The sequence below is a fragment of the Nocardioides potassii genome (genome assembly GCF_021648885.1).
GTDB lineage: Bacteria > Actinomycetota > Actinomycetes > Propionibacteriales > Nocardioidaceae > Nocardioides > Nocardioides potassii.
On record NZ_JAKJHZ010000005.1, the window covers coordinates 834,438 to 852,581 of the forward strand.

The following is an 18,144-nucleotide window of genomic DNA, read 5'->3' on the forward strand; positions in this document are numbered from 1 at the left end:
CACGTCGTAGGGTCGACGGATGAGCGACTTCCCTCCCGTCATCCCGCAGCTCCAGCACACGGTGCTGGACGCCACCGACGTGCGGGGCGAGGCCGAGTTCTGGCGCGACCTCCTCGGGCTCGCCTACCGTCCGGGCGACGAGGTGCCCGAGGACGGCGCGGACGACGCCGACTGGCTGGTGCTCACCCACCCCGACGGCCGGCGGTGCCTGGCGATCCAGGAGGTCGCCTCCCTGCCGCGGAACCGCTGGCCCGAGCCCGGCCACCCCTCGGTCAGCCACCTCGACACGACGGTGCCGTCGACCAGTGCGCTCGACGCCGCCCACGAGCGCGTCCTCGCCCTGGGCGGGGAGCTCAGGCTCGACCGCACCGACGACCCGGACGAGCCGCTGCGTGCCTACGCCAGCCCGGCGGGCCACGTCTTCTGCGTGTTCGTGGCCTGAGCCGTCCCCGGCCTGCGGTCACGCCAGGCCGAGGGCCCGGGCCTCCTCCCACAGGTCGTCGCGGACGCTGGGGTGGGCGGCGTGCTCGATGAGGTTGCGGGCCTGCTCGCGCTCGGTGCGACCCCACATCCAGGCGACGCCCTGCTCGGTGACGACGGCGCCGTGCTGGAACGACGTGACGGGCTCGTCGACCAGCGGGACGATCGTCGAGACGTCCGCACGCGGGTGCCAGCTGCGCAGCGCCATGAAGGCCCGCCCGCCCGGCGAGTGGCTGGCCCCCACGGTGAAGTCGGTCTGCCCGCCGAAGCCGCTGTAGATCCGAGCGCCGATCCGCGAGGCGTTGGCCTGGTCGAGGAGGTCGACCTGGAGCGCGGTGTTGATCGAGGTCATCGCCGGCTGCTGGGCGATCGCGGCAGGGGAGTTGGTCGTCTCGGTCCGCAACATCTGCACGCGAGGGTTGTCGTCGACCCAGTCGTAGAGCTCTTGGCTGCCGAACACGAACGACGTACGGACCGGCGTCCCGCGGTCGAGCGCACCCGCGCTCTCGAGGGTGAGCACCCCGTCGCTGAACATCTCCGTCCAGACCCGCAGGCCGCGCCGGTCGAGGAGCCCGGCGATGGTGGCGTCGGGCACCTCGCCGATGCCGGCCTGCAGGGTGGCGCCGTCGGCGATCTCGGCGGCGACGCGCGACCCGATCAGCCGGGCGTCGTCGCTCGGCGGACGTGCGGTGTGCGTGGTGAGCGGGGCGTCGACCTCCACCCCGAGGTCGAGGTGGTCGACGGACAGGACCGCGTCGCCGTACGTCCACGGCATCCGGGGGTTGAGCTGCGCGACCACCAGTGCGCCGCGGGAGCGCGCCGCCTCGATCGCTGCCGGCAGCACGTTGACCTCGAGGCCCAAGGAGACCTGACCGTCGCGCGGCGTGGTCGTGTGGACCACGACCACGTCGGGGGCGAGCGGGCCGTGGAACAGGCGGGGCACCATCGACAGTCGGCACGGGACGTAGGCCAGGCGCGGGTGCCGGCGGAAGCCCGGACCGACGAACGTCGTCTCCGGGACGACGCCCTCGTGCAGCGGCAGGTCGGGCTGCGCGTTGAGGGCGTGCAGTCGTACGTCGGCCAGCTCGGCGAGGAGCGGGCCGAGCAGCGTGACCGGCGAGGCAAAGTTGCCGCTCGTGACCACGCGCGGGACCACCGGGGCCTCGATCCCCGCGCAGTGCTGGTGGACGGCCCGGGCGGCCTGGTCGATGTCGACGACGTGCATGCAGCCAGCCTGCCAGCGGCCTGCCGTAATTCAGTGGGCCGAAAGTCCCTGGCCGCCTAGGCTGGCGTCATCATGTGGATCCAGGACTGACCCGACTCGCGTCCGCGGCGGCGCACCAGTGCGCCCGATGCCCGGCGAGTCCCTCTCCTGACCTCGCAAGGACGTCCGCATGCCTGCCTCCGCCGCTCCATCCGCCACCCTCGGCCCGCTGGTCGTGACCGGGCTGTCCGTCACGTACCCCGACCGGACCGTCCTCTCCGGCGTCGACCTGCTTGCCCAGCCGGGCCGCCGGATCGGGCTCGTCGGTGAGAACGGCGTCGGCAAGTCCACGCTGCTGCGCACCGTCGCCGGGCGGCTCCCCTCCCTGGCGGAGGTGTCCGGCAGCATCGAGGCGCCGAGCGACCTCGTGCTGCTCGGCCAGGAACCCCCGTTCCGCGACCGGGCGACCGTGGCCGATGTCCTCGCGATGACCCTCGCGCCGCTGAGGACCGCGGTCGCGGACGTCGAACGTCTCGCCGCCGCGGTGGGCACACCTGACGGCGACGCGGCCTACGAGCGCGCCCTGGAGACCGCCATCGTCCACGACGCGTGGGACGCGGACCGTCGCGCGGCGATGTCCGCGGCGCGACTGGGGCTCGACGGCCTCGACCCGCAGCGCCGGGTCGGCACGCTGTCGGGCGGCCAGCGCACGCGGCTGGCGCTCGCCACCATCATGACGACGCGGCCGACCTGCCTCCTGCTCGACGAGCCCACCAACCATCTCGACGACGACGCGATCGAGGTGCTCACCGCCTTCCTGCGCGACCTGCCCGGCGTGGTGGTCCTCGCCAGCCACGACCGGGTGCTGCTGGACGACGTGTGCACCGACCTGGTCGACCTCGACGCCGGTGAGCTCGGCACGGACGGCGGTGGCGGGCAGCGGTTCGGCGGCGGCTGGAGCGACTACGAGGCGGCTCGGGTGGACGCCCGGCGACGCTGGGAGGAGACGTACGTCGCCCAGCAGGAGGAGATCGCCCGGCTGCGTGACGCCACGCGGATCGGCACCAGCGCCATCGCCCACGACCGTGGGCCCACGGACGGCGACAAGTACGTCTACTCCTTCAAGGGCGGCCGGGTCGACCAGACGCTCGCACGCCGCAAGAAGGACGCGCAGCGCCGGCTGGACGCGGCGGAGCGGGACCAGGTCCGCAAGCCACCGGCCCCGCTCCGGTTCCGGGGTGACCTCACGGCCGCGCCTGCCTCGTCGGGCCGACTGGTGCAGGTGCGGGACCTCGAGGTCGAGGGGCGGGTGCGGCTGGAGCGCCTCGACCTGGCGGCGGGGGAGCACCTGCTCCTCACCGGGCCCAACGGCTCGGGCAAGTCGACCCTCCTCGGCGTGCTGTCCGGCCGTCTGTCCGCGACGGCGGGCTCGGTCGAGGTCTCGGCCCGGACCGTGCGCGAGCTCACCCAGGACCCGCAGGTCACCGACCCGTCACGCTCCGCCCTGGCGACGTACGACGCCGCAGTGCGGACCGTCGCCGACGCACCAGCCCTGCGCGACCTGGGCCTGCTGCACCCGCGCGACCACCGCACGCCGGTCGGCGCCCTGTCGGTCGGCCAGCGACGGCGGCTCGGCCTGGCCGTCGCGATCGCGGCCGCACCGGACCTCCTGCTCCTCGACGAGCCCACCAACCACGTGTCGCTGGCGCTGGCCGGCGAGCTCGAGGACGCGCTCGCGACCTCCCCGGGCGGGGTCGTCCTGGCCTCCCACGACCGGTGGCTGCGGCGGCGTTGGGAGGGCCCCGAGCTGCGGCTCGCGGGCTGGTGACAGGCCGTGGACACGATGCCGTCGCGGGGCCGCTCCGCTGGTAGGGTCGGCGTCGGCTCGAACATCCTTTAACGATCCGTCCCGTGAGGCGGAGAAGGAGGTGCGGCATGGCTCTGCCTGCCCCTGCGATCATGGTCCTCGAGGACGGTCGCACCTTTCGCGGTGAGTCCTTCGGTGCCGAGGGCGAGACCTTCGGCGAAGCCGTCTTCTCGACCGGCATGTCCGGGTACCAGGAGACGCTGACGGACCCCAGCTATCACCGCCAGGTCGTCGTCATGACGGCCCCGCACGTCGGCAACACCGGCATGAACGACGAGGACCCGGAGTCCTCGCGCATCTGGGTCTCCGGCTACGTCGTGCGCGACCCCTCCCGCGTCCCGTCCAGCTGGCGCAGCGTCCGCGGGCTCGACGAGGCGCTGCGCGACCAGGGCGTCGTGGGCATCAGCGGCGTCGACACCCGCGCCCTGACCCGCCACCTGCGCGAGCGCGGGGCGATGCGTGTCGGGATCTCCACCACGGAGACCGACCCGGAGCGGCTGCTCGCCCGCGTCCGCGAGTCGGGCGAGATGGAGGGCGCGAACCTCAGCGAGGCGGTCACCACCCGGGAGTCGTACGTCGTCCCGGCACAGGGCGAGCGTCGGTTCACCGTCGCAGCGATCGACCTCGGCATCAAGGCCAACACCCCGCGGATGATGAGCGAGCGTGGCATGGAGGTGCACGTGCTCCCGGCGACCGCGTCGCTCGACGAGGTGCTCGCGGTCGAGCCGGACGGGCTGTTCTTCTCCAACGGTCCCGGCGACCCGGCCGCGACCACCGCCCAGGTCGAGCTGCTGCAGGGCGCGCTGCGCGCCGGCCTGCCCTACTTCGGCATCTGCTTCGGCAACCAGCTCTTCGGCCGCGCGCTCGGCTTCGGCACCTACAAGCTGAAGTACGGCCACCGCGGCATCAACCAGCCGGTGATGGACCGCACGACCGGCAAGGTCGAGGTCACCGCCCACAACCACGGGTTCGCCGTCGACGCCCCGCTCGAGAGCTCCACGACGACCGAGTTCGGCGAGGCGACCGTGAGCCACGTGTGCCTCAACGACGACGTGGTCGAGGGCCTCGAGCTCCGTGACGCCGACGGGCGGCTGACGTCGTTCTCCGTGCAGTACCACCCCGAGGCAGCGGCCGGCCCGCACGACGCGGCGTACCTCTTCGACCGGTTCGCGGACCTGATGGGTGGTGGTCTCGAGGCTCGCTCCGCTCGCACCTCGACCACCGGGAAGACGGGGGCCTGACATGCCGAAGCGCACCGACATCCAGAGCGTCCTGGTCATCGGCTCCGGGCCGATCATCATCGGCCAGGCCTGCGAGTTCGACTACTCCGGCACCCAGGCGTGCCGGGTGCTGCGCGAGGAGGGCCTGCGGGTCATCCTGGTGAACTCCAACCCGGCCACGATCATGACCGACCCCGAGTTCGCCGACGCCACCTACGTCGAGCCGATCACCCCGGAGTACGTGGAGAAGGTCATCGCCCACGAGCGTCCCGACGCGCTGCTCGCCACCCTCGGCGGCCAGACGGCGCTCAACTGCGCGATGGCGCTCGACCGGGCCGGCGTCCTCGAGAAGTACGGCGTCGAGCTGATCGGCGCCTCCATCGAGGCGATCGAGCGCGGCGAGAACCGCCAGCAGTTCAAGAAGATCGTCGAGCAGCTCGGCGGCGAGTCCGCCCGCAGCACTATCTGCCACTCGATGGACGACCTGCTCGCCGCCGCCGACGACCTCGGCTACCCGATGGTCGTGCGTCCGTCGTTCACGATGGGCGGCACCGGCTCCGGGATCGCCTACGACGAGGCCGACCTGCGCCGCATCGGCGGCGCCGGCCTGGCTGCCAGCCCGACCACCGAGGTGCTCCTCGAGGAGTCCATCCTCGGCTGGAAGGAGTACGAGCTGGAGGTCATGCGCGACCGCATGGACAACAGCGTGATCGTCTGCTCGATCGAGAACCTCGATCCCATGGGCGTGCACACCGGCGACTCGATCACCGTGGCGCCCGCGATGACCCTGACCGACCGCGAGTACCAGAAGATGCGCGACCTCGCGATCGGCATCATCCGCGCGGTCGGCGTCGACACCGGCGGCTGCAACATCCAGTACGCCGTCAACCCGGCGGACGGCCGCCTGATCGTCATCGAGATGAACCCCCGCGTGTCCCGCTCGAGCGCGCTGGCCTCGAAGGCGACCGGCTTCCCGATCGCCAAGATCGCCGCGAAGGTCGCGATCGGCTACACGCTCGACGAGATCCGCAACGACATCACCCAGGAGACGCCGGCCTCCTTCGAGCCGACGCTCGACTACGTCGTGGTGAAGGTGCCGAGGTTCGCCTTCGAGAAGTTCCCCGAGGCCGACCCGACGCTGACCACGCACATGAAGTCGGTGGGCGAGGCGATGGCCATCGGCCGCAACTTCACCGAGGCGCTGCAGAAGGCGCTGCGCTCGCTGGAGAGCAAGCACGCGCCCTTCGACTGGCACAAGGAGTTCGTCGAGCTCGACAAGGACGCGCTGCTCGCGGAGGTCGCCACCCCGCACGACGGTCGCCTCAAGAAGGTGATGGACGCGATCCGCGCGGGCGCCACGCCCGAGGAGATCCACGACGCGACGAAGATCGACCCGTGGTTCGTCGACCAGCTCGCGCTGATCAACGAGGTCGCCGTGGAGCTGATCGACGCGGTCGAGCTGACGCCCGGCCTGCTCCGCACCGCCAAGCGGCACGGCTTCTCCGACGAGCAGATCGGCAAGATCCGCGGCCTGTCCGCCGACGTCGTCCGCGGCGTGCGCCACGCCCTCGGGATCCGGCCGGTCTACAAGACCGTCGACACCTGCGCCGCCGAGTTCGCCGCGCAGACGCCGTACCACTACTCGTCCTACGACGAGGAGACCGAGGTGCAGCCGCGCGCGGAGGGCAAGGAGGCCGTGATCATCCTCGGCTCCGGGCCCAACCGCATCGGGCAGGGCATCGAGTTCGACTACAGCTGCGTGCACGCCTCGCTCGCGCTCGCCGAGGCCGGCTACGAGACGATCATGGTCAACTGCAACCCGGAGACGGTGAGCACCGACTACGACACCTCGGACCGGCTCTACTTCGAGCCGCTCACGCTGGAGGACGTGCTCGAGATCGTCCACGCCGAGCAGCTCGCCGGCCCCGTCGCCGGCGTCGTGTGCCAGCTCGGCGGCCAGACGCCGCTCGGCCTGGCGCAGGGCCTCGCCGACGCCGGCGTTCCGATCGTCGGCACGACGCCCGAGTCGATCCACCTGGCCGAGGAGCGGGGCGCCTTCGGCCGCGTCCTCGCCGACGCCGGCCTGCCGGCGCCCAAGCACGGCACCGCGACGTCGTACCCGCAGGCGCAGCGGATCGCCCACGAGATCGGCTACCCGGTGCTCGTCCGGCCGTCCTACGTCCTCGGCGGGCGCGGCATGGAGATCGTCTACGACGACGGCGCGCTGGAGGCCTACCTCGAGAAGTACGTCGCCAACGGGCTGATCAACGAGCGCCAGCCGGTGCTGGTCGACCGGTTCCTCGACGACGCGGTCGAGATCGACGTGGACGCGCTCTTCGACGGCGAGGAGCTCTTCCTCGGCGGCGTGATGGAGCACATCGAGGAGGCCGGCATCCACTCCGGCGACTCGTCGTGCGCGCTGCCGCCGATCACCCTCGGGCGCGAGGAGGTCGAGCGGATCCGCCGCTCGACCGAGGCGATCGCCCGCGGACTCGGCGTGCGCGGCCTGCTCAACATCCAGTTCGCGCTGGCCTCCGACGTGCTCTACGTCCTCGAGGCCAACCCGCGCGCGTCGCGCACGGTGCCGTTCGTCTCCAAGGCGACCGCGACTCCTCTGGCCAAGGCGGCGGCCCGCGTCATGCTCGGCGAGTCGATCGCCGAGCTGCGCACGGCCGGCGTGCTGCCGGCCGAGGGCGACGGTGGCCACCTGCCGGACGGCTCGCCGATCGCGGTCAAGGAGGCGGTCATGCCGTTCGACCGCTTCAAGACCGCCGACGGCCGCACGGTCGACGCGCTGCTCGGGCCGGAGATGCGCTCGACCGGTGAGGTGATGGGGTTCGACTCCGTCTTCGGCACGGCGTTCGCCAAGGCGCAGGCCGCGGCCTACGGCTCGCTGCCGCTGTCGGGCCGGGTGTTCGTGTCGGTCGCCAACCGCGACAAGCGGCACATGATCTTCCCGGTCAAGCAGATCGCCGACATGGGCTTCGAGATCCTCGCGACCGCCGGCACCGCCGAGGTGCTGCGCCGCAACGGCGTCGAGGCGACCGTGGTGCGCAAGCACTCCGAGGGGGAAGGCCCCGACGGCGAGCCGACGATCGTCGGACGGATCTGGGCGCGCGAGGTCGACCTCGTGATCAACACCCCGCACGGGTCCACCAGCGGCGGCTCGCCGCGCGCCGACGGCTACGACATCCGCACGGCGGCCGTGTCGACCGACATCCCCTGCATCACCACGATCCAGGGGCTGGGTGCGGCGGTGCAGGGGCTGGAGGCGATGCGTCGCGGCCAGATCGGCGTCCGGTCGCTGCAGGACTGGGCCGCGCTCGGAGCGGCCGCCCGCGAGGGTCGCGACGGGTGAGGCCCTACGACGTCCTGTTCGACCAGGCGCTGACCCGGGTCGACGCCGAGCGCATCCACCACGTGGCGTTCCGCGCGATCCGGGCCGCGGCGCCCGTCACGGGGCGTGCCGTGCGGGTGCCGTCCCGGCCCGTGCAGGCGCTGGGCCTGACGTTCCCGCACCCGCTCGGCCTCGCCGCCGGCTTCGACAAGAACGCGGTCGGGATCGACGGCCTGGCGGCGCTCGGGTTCGGGCACGTCGAGGTCGGGACGGTGACGGGGGAGGCCCAGCCGGGCAACCCGCAGCCGCGGCTGTTCCGACTCAAGGCCGACCGGGCGATCGTGAACCGGATGGGCTTCAACAACGACGGCGCCGAGGTCGTCGCCCGCCGGCTGGCGGCCTGGCGGTCCGCGGGCGGCTCGACCGTCCTCGGGGTCAACATCGGCAAGACCAAGGTCGTGCCGGAGGAGGACGCGGTCCGCGACTACGAGAAGTCGACCGGGCTGCTGGCCCGCTACGCCGACTACCTCGTCGTCAACGTCTCCTCGCCCAACACGCCCGGGCTGCGCGACCTCCAGGCCGTGGAGAAGCTCGAGCCGCTGCTGGCCGCCGTACGACGACGCGCGGACGAGGCCTCCCCGGACCGCCGGGTCCCGCTGCTGGTGAAGATCGCCCCCGACCTCAGCGACGAGGACGTGCTCGCCGTCGGTGACCTCGCGCTCGCATCCGGCCTGGACGGGATCATCGCCACCAACACGACGATCAGCCGCGACGGGCTCGCCACCTCGGCCGCCGAGGTCGAGCACGTCGGTGCGGGAGGGCTCAGCGGCCGGCCGCTCACCCAGCGGTCCGAGGACGTCGTACGGCTCCTGCGGGGGCACGTCGGGCCGGACCTGACCCTCGTCGGGGTCGGCGGCATCACGACCGTCGACGACGCGCGACGGCGCCTGGCAGCGGGGGCCGACCTGCTGCAGGGCTACACCGCGTTCGTGTACGAGGGTCCGCTGTGGCCGCAGACGATCGTGAAGGGCATCGTCCGGGGGCTCGCCACGGATGACTGACGTGCCGGGGGTGCAGGGGCCCGTCCACGTCGAGGCCGAGGTCGTCGCCACCAGGCGCATCGGCGGCTACCGCCACCTCACCCTCACCGCTCCGGGAGTGCCCGAGCGCTTCCGCGCGGGCAACTTCGTCGCGGTCACGGTCGCGGGCCACGTCGCACGCCGGGCGCTGTGGGTGCACCGGGTCCGCGCGTCCAGCTCGTTCGGACCCACCCTCGACGTCGTCGTCGAGGCGCGAGGCAGCGGCACCGAGTGGATCGCCGCCCAGCCCGTGGGTGCCCGCGTGGCGCTGACCGGTCCACTGGGCCGGCCGTTCGCGCTGCCGAAGGACGCGGTGTCGTGCCTGCTCGTCGGCGAGGGCTACGCGGCCGCACCGCTCTTCCCGCTCGCCGAGCGGCTCCGCGAGCGCGGCTGCGCCGTCTCGCTCCTCGTCTCCGCGCCGGACGAGGCGCGGCTGCTCGCCGCGCTCGAGGCCCGCCGGTCCGCGCGATCGGTCACGGTGCTGACCGCCGACGGGTCCGTGGGCGTGCGCGGCACGGTCGCCGAGCACGTCGACGACCTCCTCGCGCGCAGCGAGGCCGACGTCGTCTACGCCGCTGGGCCGACCCCTGTGCTGCGCGCCGCGGCCGGTGCGGCGGAGCGAGCCGGGGCGTGGAGCCAGGTGGCGGTCGAGGTGCCCGCACCGTGCGGCACCGGGCTCTGCCACGGCTGCCCCCTCCCGGTCGTCGGGGAGGACGGCGTCGAGCGTGTCGTCCGCGCCTGCGCCGACGGCCCGGTCGTCCGCGGCGACCGCGTCCGGTGGGACAGCCTGTGACCGCCCTCGACCACGGCCTGGGCCTCGGCCCCGTCATGGTCGCCGCGGGGTGCGGGGGCACCGGCCGCGAGCTGGCGTCGTACTGCGGACCGGGTGGCCTCGACGGCCTCGACTTCGTCACCCGCTCGATCACCCTCGACCCCCGCGCCGGCGGGCCGGGACCACGCATCGAGGAGGTCCCCGGCGGGCTCGTCAACGCGGTCGGCCTGCCCAACCCCGGCCTCGAGCACTTCCTCGCCACCGAGCTCCCGTGGCTGGTGCGCGCCGGCGTCCGCGTGATCGTGTCGATCGCCGGCGCGACGATGGGGGAGTACGCCGACCTGGCGCGCCGCCTCAGCCGGGCGCCCGGCGTCGCGGGGCTCGAGGTCAACGTGGGCGCCCCGGACGACGCCGGGGCCGGGCTGTTCGAGGTCCGCGAGCCCTACCACTCGGCCAGCGTCATCTCGGCCGTGCGCCGCGAGTTCCCCGTCGACCGGCCGGTCCTCGCCAAGCTCCGCCCCGACGTGTCGCGCATCGTCGAGGGCGCCCGCTCGTGCCACGAGGCCGGTGCGAGCGCCGTGGTCGTCGGCAACGCCGTACCGGCCGCGTTCCGCGACGGTCGCTCGGGCGGCCTGAGCGGGCCCGCGGTCGCGCCCGTCGCACTGCGGTGCGTGGCCGAGGTGGCCCGCGTGCTGCCCGAGCTGCCCGTCATCGGGTGCGGGGGAGTGCACGACCTCCGCTCCGCCAACGCCTACCTCGATGCCGGCGCCACCGGCGTCCAGGTCGGCACCGCCCTGCTCCACGACCCCACGACCGTGGCCCGGCTCCGGGTCGCGCTCGCACCCCACACCAGCCCGAACGAGGAGACCAGATGACCAGCTTCGGCACCCGCCTCGCCCGCGCCATCGACGAGCGCGGCCGCTTCTGCGTCGGGATCGACCCGCACGTCGGGCTGCTCCAGCAGTGGGGCCTGTCGGACGACGTCGCGTCGCTCGAGCGCTTCGCCCTCACCGTGGTCGAGGCGGTCGCGCCCGTGGTCGGCGTGGTGAAGCCGCAGAGTGCCTTCTACGAGCGCTTCGGCAGCCGCGGCGTCGCGGTGCTCGAGCGGGTGATCTCCGAGTCACGCGACGCCGGAGCGCTGGTGCTGCTCGACGTGAAGCGCGGCGACATCGGCTCCACCAGCCAGGCCTACGCCGACGCCTACCTCGACCCGGCCTCGCCGCTCGCCGCGGACGCGATCACCGCCAGCCCCTACCTGGGCTTCGGCTCGCTCGACCCGATGGTCGAGGCGTGCCGGGTGCACGAGCGCGGGCTGTTCGTGCTCGCGCTGACGTCCAACAAGGAGGGCCCGGAGGTCCAGCACGCCCGCGGCGAGGACCGCACCGTGGCGGGCACCGTGCTCGACCACCTGCGCCGCCTCAACCAGGGTGCCGACCCGGTGGGCTCCTTCGGCGCGGTCGTCGGGGCGACGATCGGGTCCACCGAGGAGGACCTGGACATCAACGGACCGTTCCTCGTCCCGGGCTACGGCGCCCAGGGCGGCACCACCGACGACCTGCGCCGGATCTTCGGCCCCGCCGCCCGGTGGGCGCTGCCGAGCTCGTCGCGCGAGGTGCTGGCCGCCGGTCCCTCCGCCGCGGCCCTGCGCGAGGCCGCGCAGCGCGGCAACGACGCCGTGCGACAGTTGGGCGTGTGACCCGTGCCCTCCTCGTCGCGCTCCTCGCGACGCTCGCCCTGACGGGCTGCTCCAGCAGCCCGCAGGAGGAGTACTGCGACGCGGTGACCGAGCACCAGCCCGAGCTCACCGACATCGCCGCGTCGGACGACACCGGCGCCCTGTTCGACGCGCTCGACACCTACGACGACCTGCGCGACAAGGCCCCCCGCGACATCGTCGACGACTGGGACGCGGTCATCGAGCCGCTGCGCGAGCTGCAGCAGGCGCTCGCGGACAACGACGTCGACGCGTCGTCGTACTCCTCCGACGACCCGCCCGCCGACCTCGACGCGACCGGCCGCGCGGAGATCGAGGCCGCTGCCCGCAAGGTCGGGTCCGAGCGGACCGTCACCGCGATGGCCGCCGTCGAGCAGCACGCCCTCGACGTCTGCGGGACCCCCTTGTCGCGCTGACCGTGGTGGAGGAACCACGCCGATTGCAGCCGTCGTCGCGACGTGACTAGATTGACCCGCACCCGATTCTCCCGCACCAGAAGGACCTTCTTCGTGGCCTTGCCCCCACTGACGCCCGAGCAGCGCCAGGCAGCCCTCGACAAGGCTGCGGCCTCCCGACGCGAGCGGGCCGAGGTCAAGAACCGCCTGAAGAACTCCGGGGGCTCGATCCTCGACGTGCTGGAGGAGGGGCGGACCAACGAGGTCATCGGCAAGATGCGCGTGGTCGAGCTGCTCCAGTCGGTGCCCGGCCTCGGTCGGGTCCGCGCCCGTCAGGTCATGCAGCGCCTCGGCATCGCCGAGAGCCGTCGCGTGCGCGGTCTCGGCGTGAAGCAGGTCGCCGCGCTCGAGCGCGAGTTCGGCCCCGACGCGCAGTGATCGAGGGAGCACCTGCCGGCAACCCGAACCGGCGCTCGCGCCTGATCGTGCTCGCCGGCCCGACCGCGGTCGGCAAGGGCACCGTCGCGGCCGACGTACGCCGTACGCACCCCGAGGTCTGGCTGTCCGTGTCGGCGACGACGCGCCAGCCTCGACCCGGCGAGGAGAACGGCATCCACTACTGGTTCGTCTCCGATGAGGAGTTCGACGCGATGATCGAGCGGGGCGACCTGCTCGAGTGGGCGGTCGTCCACAAGGCCGCGCGCTACGGCACGCCGCGGGGGCCGGTCGAGCTCGCGCTGGCGTCGGGCCACCCGGCGATGCTCGAGATCGACCTCCAGGGCGCGCGGCAGGTGCGCGAGACCATGCCCGAGGCGCTGTTCGTCTTCCTCAAGCCGCCGTCGTGGGAGGAGCTCGTACGACGTCTCGTCGGGCGCGGCACCGAGAGCGAGGCCGAGCGGGAGCGCCGGCTCGAGACGGCGCGCGCCGAGCTCGCCGCGGAGAGCGAGTTCGACGTGACCATCGTCAACCACGAAGTTCACGCTGCAGCCGAGCAGTTGGTAGCCTTGATGGTTGGATCCGATTCCTCCTAGCTGCATTGCGAGGCACCATCACCGTGGCTTCTCCCACCATCGCCGCCGAGGGCGTCACCAACCCCTCGATCGACGACCTGCTCGACAAGACCGACAGCAAGTACAAGCTGGTGCTCTACAGCGCCCAGCGTGCGCGCCAGATCAACGCCTACTACTCCCAGCTCGGTGAGGGCCTCCTGGAGTACGTCGGCCCGCTCGTCGACACCCACGTCCAGGAGAAGCCGCTGTCGATCGCGCTCCGCGAGATCAACGACGACCTCCTGACCTGCGAGGACATCGACCCCGCCGCCGAGGCCGCTGCCGCCGAGGCTGCTGCGGGCGACGCCACGGAGTGATGCGAGCCCCTCGATGACCGTCAGGGTCGTGCTCGGTGTCTCGGGCGGCATCGCGGCCTACAAGGCCTGCGAGCTGCTGCGCCGGTTCACCGAGTCCGGCCACGACGTCACCGTGGTGCCGACGGCCGCCGCGCTGGAGTTCGTCGGCGCCCCCACGTGGGCCGCGCTGTCCGGCAAGCCCGTCTCCTCCGAGGTGTGGCACGACGTCCACGCCGTGCCCCACGTGCAGATCGGCCAGCACGCCGACGTCGTCGTGGTCGCTCCCGCGACCGCCGACATGCTCGCGAAGGCCGCCCACGGGCTCGCCGACGACCTGCTGACCAACACGCTCCTCACGGCCCGCTGCCCGGTCGTCTTCGCGCCGGCGATGCACACCGAGATGTGGGAGCACCCGGCCACCCAGGCCAACGTCGCCACCCTGCGCCAGCGCGGCGCCGTCGTGATCGAGCCCGCCGAGGGCCGCCTCACCGGCGCCGACACCGGCAAGGGCCGGCTGCCCGACCCGGCCGAGATCTTCGAGCTCGTGCGCGGCGTGCTCGACCGCGGCGCCGACGCCTCGCTCGACCTCGCCGGGAGGTCCGTCGTCGTGTCCGCCGGTGGCACGCGCGAATACCTCGACCCGGTGCGGTTCATCGGCAACCGCTCCTCGGGCCTCCAGGGCTACGCGCTCGCCCGGGCCGCCGCCTCGCGGGGGGCACGCGTCACGCTGGTCAGCGCCAACGTGTCACTGCCCGACCCCGCCGGCGTGGGCGTCGTACGGGTCGAGACGACTGCTCAGCTGCGCGACGCCGTGGTGTCCGCCGCGGCGGGCGCCGACGCCGTGGTGATGGCGGCTGCCCCCGCCGACTTCCGGCCCACCGCCGTCAGCGAGGCCAAGATCAAGAAGGCCGACGACGGGTCGGCGCCGGCGATCGAGCTCGAGCAGAACCCCGACATCCTCGCCGAGATCTCGCACCACCGCGCCCGGCCCGGCGCGGTCGTCGTCGGCTTCGCCGCGGAGACCGGCGACGCCACCGGCTCGGTGCTCGACCTGGGCCGCGCCAAGCTCGCCCGCAAGGGCTGCGACCTGCTCGTGGTGAACGACGTGAGCGGGGGAGCGGTGTTCGGGAGCAGCGACAACGAGGCCGTCGTCCTGGCTGCCGACGGCGCCTCCGTGGAGGTGCCCCGAGGCAGCAAGACGGCCCTCGCGCACGTCATCTGGGACGAGGTCTCCCGGCGATTCGCCGACTGAGACATGCATCCCGGATGCTGGGCAGCAGGTACGTTTCCATCTACTTCCCACTCGATAGACCCACTCAAGAATTGAGAGCAACGTGGCAGGACGCCTCTTCACCTCGGAGTCAGTGACCGAGGGACACCCGGACAAGATCGCCGACCGGATCAGCGACTCGGTGCTCGACCACCTGATGAGCGAGGACGGCGACCGCGCCAACCTGCGCGTGGCGGTGGAGACGCTGCTCACCACGGGTCTGGTGGTCGTCGCCGGCGAGGTGCGCACCACGGCGTACGCCCCCGTCGCCGACATCGTCCGCAAGGCGATCCTCGACATCGGCTACGACTCCTCGGAGAAGGGTTTCGACGGCGCGTCCTGCGGCGTCCAGGTCGCCATCGGCGCCCAGTCGAGCGACATCGCTGCGGGCGTCGACGCCGGCCACGAGTCGCGCGTCGGGTCGTCCGAGGACGAGCTGGACAAGCGCGGCGCCGGCGACCAGGGGCTGATGTTCGGCTACGCCTGCGACGACACCCCCGAGCTCATGCCGCTGCCGATCACGATCGCCCAGCGCCTCGCCCAGCGCCTCACCGAGGTCCGCAAGGACGGCACGCTCGCCTACCTGCGACCCGACGGCAAGACCCAGGTCACCATCGAGTACGACGAGGACGACCGCCCGGTGCGGATCGACACCGTCGTCCTCTCGACCCAGCACGACGCCGACGTCGACCACGCCACGCTCGAGGCCGACATCAAGCAGCACGTCATCGACCCGGTGCTCGCGACCTTCGAGCTGCCGTCCGACGGCTACCGGATGCTGGTCAACCCGACCGGCACGTTCGTGATCGGTGGCCCGATGGGCGACGCCGGCCTCACCGGCCGCAAGATCATCGTCGACACCTACGGCGGCATGGCCCGCCACGGCGGTGGCGCCTTCTCGGGCAAGGACCCCTCGAAGGTCGACCGCTCGGCCGCCTACGCGATGCGCTGGGTCGCCAAGAACGTCGTCGCCGCGGGCCTCGCGCGCCGCTGCGAGGCGCAGGTCGCCTACGCCATCGGCAAGGCCGCCCCGGTCGGCGTCTTCATCGAGACGTTCGGCACCGGTGTCGTCCCCGACGAGAAGATCCAGGACGCCGTGCTCGAGGTCTTCGACCTCCGTCCGGCCGCGATCATCCGCGACCTCGACCTGCTCCGCCCGATCTACGCCCTCACCTCGGCCTACGGCCACTTCGGGCGCGAGCTCCCGGAGTTCACGTGGGAGACGACCGACCGCGCGGACAAGCTGAAGGCTGCCGCCGGCATCTGATCCGCTGGTGGGGGAGTCACCGCTTGAGCGGTGAGTCCTGCGCTGGTCGGCCGTTGCAACGCCCCAACAGCGCAAGGCTCCCCCACCTGGCCAGCGGCGCGCGAAGGGTGTCCGCGTCCGCTGATTGAATGCAGCCCATGACCGCAGACGAGGCCCCGGGAGCAGACATGCTCCCGGGGCTTCGTGCTGCCGTGGACGACGCCAGGGCCAAGGCCGCGGCCACCCGGCTCCGCAAGGCCGCGTCGTGGGAGCCGGCCGCCGTCGACCCGGTGGCGCGGGTGCTGGTCGACATCGCGCTGGCCCACCTCGACCGCCCGTTCGACTACGCCGTGCCGACGGCGATGGCCGACACGGCCGTGCCTGGTGCCCGGGTGAAGGTGCGCTTCGCGGGCCAGGAGGTGCAGGGCTTCGTCGTCGAGCGGACCAGCCAGACCGACCACACCGGCACCCTCCAGCCGCTGCGCCGCGTGGTCAGTGCCGAGCCCGTCCTCGCGCCCGAGATCGCCGAGCTGAGCGCCACCCTGGCGACCAGGTACGCCGGCGCCCGGTCCGACGTGCTGCGGCTCGCCGTCCCGCCGCGCCACGCCACCGCCGAGAAGGCCTCGTCGGCGCCCGCGCCACCGCCGCCCGCGGTGACGTCCGGGTCGTGGACCGAGGTCGAGCACGCCGCTGCCTTCCTCCGGCGCCTCGCGGCCGGGGAGACGCCGCGGGCGGTGTGGACCGCCGCACCCGCCGACGACTGGCCGCGGATGGTCGCCGAGGCGGCGGCGACGTCGTACGGCGCAGGGCGCGGGGTGCTCGTCTGCGTGCCCGACGGTCGCGACGTCGAGCGGGTCGGCGCGGCGCTCACCGCAGTGCTCGGCGAGGGTCACCACGTCTGCCTCACCGCCGAGGGCGGTCCCGCGAAGCGCTACCGCGACTTCCTGGCAGTCGTGCGCGGCTCCAGGCGGGTCGTCGTCGGCACCCGTTCGGCCGCCTTCGCGCCGGTCCACGACCTCGGGTTGGTGGTGGTCTGGGACGACGGCGACGACCTCCACGCCGAGCCGCGCGCGCCCTATCCCCACACCCGTGAGGTGCTCCTCGCCCGCGCGGAGCAGCAGTCGACCGCCGTGCTGGTCGGGGGGTTCGCCCGCACGCCCGAGGCGCAGCAGCTGCTCGCGTCGGGGTGGGCGCACGAGCTCGCCGTGCCGCGCGACGTGCTGCGCGCCCGCGTGCGCGCCGTCGTCGTACCGGCCGAGGACCGTCAGGTCGGCACGCGCATCCCCCGGGCGGCGTACGACGCCATCCGCCGCGGGCTCGAGCTCGGACCGGTCCTCGTCCAGACGCCGCGCGCGGGCTATGCCGCCTCGCTCGCCTGCGACACGTGTCGCACCCCGGCGAGGTGCTCGGTGTGCACCGGCCCGCTGGCGGTGCCCGGACCCGCCGTGCCGCCACAGTGCCGGTGGTGCGGTCACGTCGAGCGCGCCTGGGCGTGCAGCACCTGTGGTGGTCGCGGCCTGCGCGCGCCCGTTCGCGGCGAGGCCCGTACGGCGGAGGAGCTCGGGCGGACGTTCGCAGGGACGACGGTGCGGAGCAGCTCGGGAGAGCGGGTGCTCGAGCGGGTCGGACCCGCGGCCGCCATCGTGGTGGCGACCGTCGGCGCCGAGCCCGTGGCCGACGAGGGCTACGCCGCGGTCGTCGTCCTCGACACGTGGCTCACGCTCGCCCGCGACGACCTGCGGGCCGCCGAGGAGGCGCTGCGACGCTGGCTCAACGCGGCGGCGCTCGTCCGTCGCGGAGGTCACGTCGTGGCCGTGGGCGACCCCGCCCATCCTGCGCTGCAGGCGCTGGTGCGCTGGGACCCTGCCGGCTTCGCCCGGCGTGAGGTCGAGGAGCGCTCGCAGGCGCACCTGCCGCCCGCCGCCCGGATGGCCACCGTCACCGGTGACCTCGGCGCGCTCGACGACGTGCTCCACCTGCTCGACCTGCCCGAGGGCGCGGAGGTGCTCGGGCCGGTGCCCCTCGACAGCCGGCCCCCGCGCGACGGGCACCGCGAGGAGGAGCACCGCGTGCTGCTGCGCGTCCCCCGGACGCACGGGGCCGAGCTGTCCATCGCACTCGGTGACCTGCAGCGGGTGCGATCGGCGCGCAAGCTCGACCCGGTCCGCATCCAGGTGGACCCCCTCACGATCTAGGTCCCTCCACGGGTCCGTCG

16 protein-coding genes are annotated in these 18,144 nt (G+C 73.2%); 15 read left to right on the forward strand and 1 reads right to left on the reverse strand.

The window, feature by feature from the left end:
- Positions 1-19: 19 nt before the first annotated feature.
- Positions 20-442: a VOC family protein gene (locus L2K70_RS08565; protein WP_236401292.1), complete on the forward strand. Its 423-nt coding sequence runs from the start codon at positions 20-22 to the stop codon at positions 440-442.
- An 18-nt stretch (positions 443-460) separates the two neighbouring features.
- On the opposite strand, the gene L2K70_RS08570 is transcribed toward L2K70_RS08565, so the two are convergent.
- The gene (locus L2K70_RS08570; RefSeq protein ID WP_236401295.1) at positions 461-1,705 is read right to left on the reverse strand and encodes an acetyl-CoA hydrolase/transferase family protein; all 1,245 of its coding nucleotides are present in this window, start codon (positions 1,703-1,705) and stop codon (positions 461-463) included.
- A gap of 169 nt (positions 1,706-1,874) precedes the next feature.
- On the opposite strand from L2K70_RS08570, the gene L2K70_RS08575 reads away from it, so the two are divergent.
- The 14 genes from L2K70_RS08575 to L2K70_RS08640 all read left to right on the forward strand — a co-directional run bounded on the left by L2K70_RS08575 (position 1,875) and on the right by L2K70_RS08640 (position 18,124).
- Positions 1,875-3,512 carry an ABC-F family ATP-binding cassette domain-containing protein gene (locus L2K70_RS08575; RefSeq protein WP_236401297.1) on the forward strand — a complete coding sequence of 546 codons (1,638 nt, stop codon included), beginning with the start codon at positions 1,875-1,877 and terminating at the stop codon, positions 3,510-3,512.
- A gap of 107 nt (positions 3,513-3,619) precedes the next feature.
- On the forward strand, positions 3,620-4,792 hold the full coding sequence (carA, locus tag L2K70_RS08580; RefSeq protein ID WP_236401299.1) for a glutamine-hydrolyzing carbamoyl-phosphate synthase small subunit: 1,173 nt from the start codon (positions 3,620-3,622) through the stop codon (positions 4,790-4,792).
- Between the two features lies 1 nt (position 4,793).
- Entirely contained in the window at positions 4,794-8,129 is a 3,336-nt protein-coding gene (carB, locus tag L2K70_RS08585; protein ID WP_236401301.1) for a carbamoyl-phosphate synthase large subunit, read from the forward strand.
- On the forward strand, positions 8,126-9,169 hold the full coding sequence (locus L2K70_RS08590) for a quinone-dependent dihydroorotate dehydrogenase (protein WP_236401303.1): 1,044 nt from the start codon (positions 8,126-8,128) through the stop codon (positions 9,167-9,169). Before carB ends, L2K70_RS08590 begins: the two co-directional genes overlap by 4 nt.
- Positions 9,162-9,980, forward strand: a complete 819-nt coding sequence (locus L2K70_RS08595) for an iron-sulfur cluster-binding protein (protein ID WP_236401305.1) — start codon at positions 9,162-9,164, stop codon at positions 9,978-9,980. The genes L2K70_RS08590 and L2K70_RS08595 overlap by 8 nt, the downstream gene beginning before the upstream one ends.
- Positions 9,977-10,834, forward strand: a complete 858-nt coding sequence (locus L2K70_RS08600) for a nitronate monooxygenase (protein ID WP_236401306.1) — start codon at positions 9,977-9,979, stop codon at positions 10,832-10,834. Before L2K70_RS08595 ends, L2K70_RS08600 begins: the two co-directional genes overlap by 4 nt.
- Positions 10,831-11,655: an orotidine-5'-phosphate decarboxylase gene (pyrF, locus tag L2K70_RS08605; RefSeq protein WP_236401309.1), complete on the forward strand. Its 825-nt coding sequence runs from the start codon at positions 10,831-10,833 to the stop codon at positions 11,653-11,655. Before L2K70_RS08600 ends, pyrF begins: the two co-directional genes overlap by 4 nt.
- Positions 11,652-12,089 (forward strand): hypothetical protein, encoded by a 438-nt coding sequence (locus L2K70_RS08610; protein WP_236401310.1) that lies wholly within the window; start codon positions 11,652-11,654, stop codon positions 12,087-12,089. Before pyrF ends, L2K70_RS08610 begins: the two co-directional genes overlap by 4 nt.
- 93 nt (positions 12,090-12,182) lie before the next feature.
- Entirely contained in the window at positions 12,183-12,506 is a 324-nt protein-coding gene (gene mihF, locus L2K70_RS08615) for an integration host factor, actinobacterial type (protein WP_201936068.1), read from the forward strand.
- On the forward strand, positions 12,503-13,099 hold the full coding sequence (gene gmk / locus L2K70_RS08620) for a guanylate kinase (protein ID WP_236401312.1): 597 nt from the start codon (positions 12,503-12,505) through the stop codon (positions 13,097-13,099). The genes mihF and gmk overlap by 4 nt, the downstream gene beginning before the upstream one ends.
- Before the next feature lie 23 nt (positions 13,100-13,122).
- On the forward strand, positions 13,123-13,434 hold the full coding sequence (rpoZ, locus tag L2K70_RS08625; protein WP_236401314.1) for a DNA-directed RNA polymerase subunit omega: 312 nt from the start codon (positions 13,123-13,125) through the stop codon (positions 13,432-13,434).
- Between the two features lie 13 nt (positions 13,435-13,447).
- Entirely contained in the window at positions 13,448-14,665 is a 1,218-nt protein-coding gene (gene coaBC / locus L2K70_RS08630; RefSeq protein ID WP_236401316.1) for a bifunctional phosphopantothenoylcysteine decarboxylase/phosphopantothenate--cysteine ligase CoaBC, read from the forward strand.
- Positions 14,666-14,747: 82 nt separating this feature from the next.
- Positions 14,748-15,950 (forward strand): methionine adenosyltransferase, encoded by a 1,203-nt coding sequence (gene metK / locus L2K70_RS08635; protein ID WP_236401318.1) that lies wholly within the window; start codon positions 14,748-14,750, stop codon positions 15,948-15,950.
- A gap of 137 nt (positions 15,951-16,087) precedes the next feature.
- Positions 16,088-18,124, forward strand: a complete 2,037-nt coding sequence (locus tag L2K70_RS08640) for a primosomal protein N' (protein WP_236401320.1) — start codon at positions 16,088-16,090, stop codon at positions 18,122-18,124.
- Positions 18,125-18,144: the final 20 nt, after the last annotated feature.

Excerpts from the sequence above, each read along its gene's own strand:
- L2K70_RS08565 (WP_236401292.1), top strand. The coding sequence starts at position 20 with ATGAGCGACTTCCCTCCCGTCATCCCGCAGCTCCAGCACACGGTGCTG.
- L2K70_RS08570 (WP_236401295.1), bottom strand. The coding sequence starts at position 1,705 with ATGCACGTCGTCGACATCGACCAGGCCGCCCGGGCCGTCCACCAGCAC.
- L2K70_RS08575 (WP_236401297.1), top strand. The coding sequence starts at position 1,875 with ATGCCTGCCTCCGCCGCTCCATCCGCCACCCTCGGCCCGCTGGTCGTG.
- carA (WP_236401299.1), top strand. The coding sequence starts at position 3,620 with ATGGCTCTGCCTGCCCCTGCGATCATGGTCCTCGAGGACGGTCGCACC.
- carB (WP_236401301.1), top strand. The coding sequence starts at position 4,794 with ATGCCGAAGCGCACCGACATCCAGAGCGTCCTGGTCATCGGCTCCGGG.
- L2K70_RS08595 (WP_236401305.1), top strand. The coding sequence starts at position 9,162 with ATGACTGACGTGCCGGGGGTGCAGGGGCCCGTCCACGTCGAGGCCGAG.
- pyrF (WP_236401309.1), top strand. The coding sequence starts at position 10,831 with ATGACCAGCTTCGGCACCCGCCTCGCCCGCGCCATCGACGAGCGCGGC.
- coaBC (WP_236401316.1), top strand. The coding sequence starts at position 13,448 with ATGACCGTCAGGGTCGTGCTCGGTGTCTCGGGCGGCATCGCGGCCTAC.
- L2K70_RS08640 (WP_236401320.1), top strand. The coding sequence starts at position 16,088 with ATGACCGCAGACGAGGCCCCGGGAGCAGACATGCTCCCGGGGCTTCGT.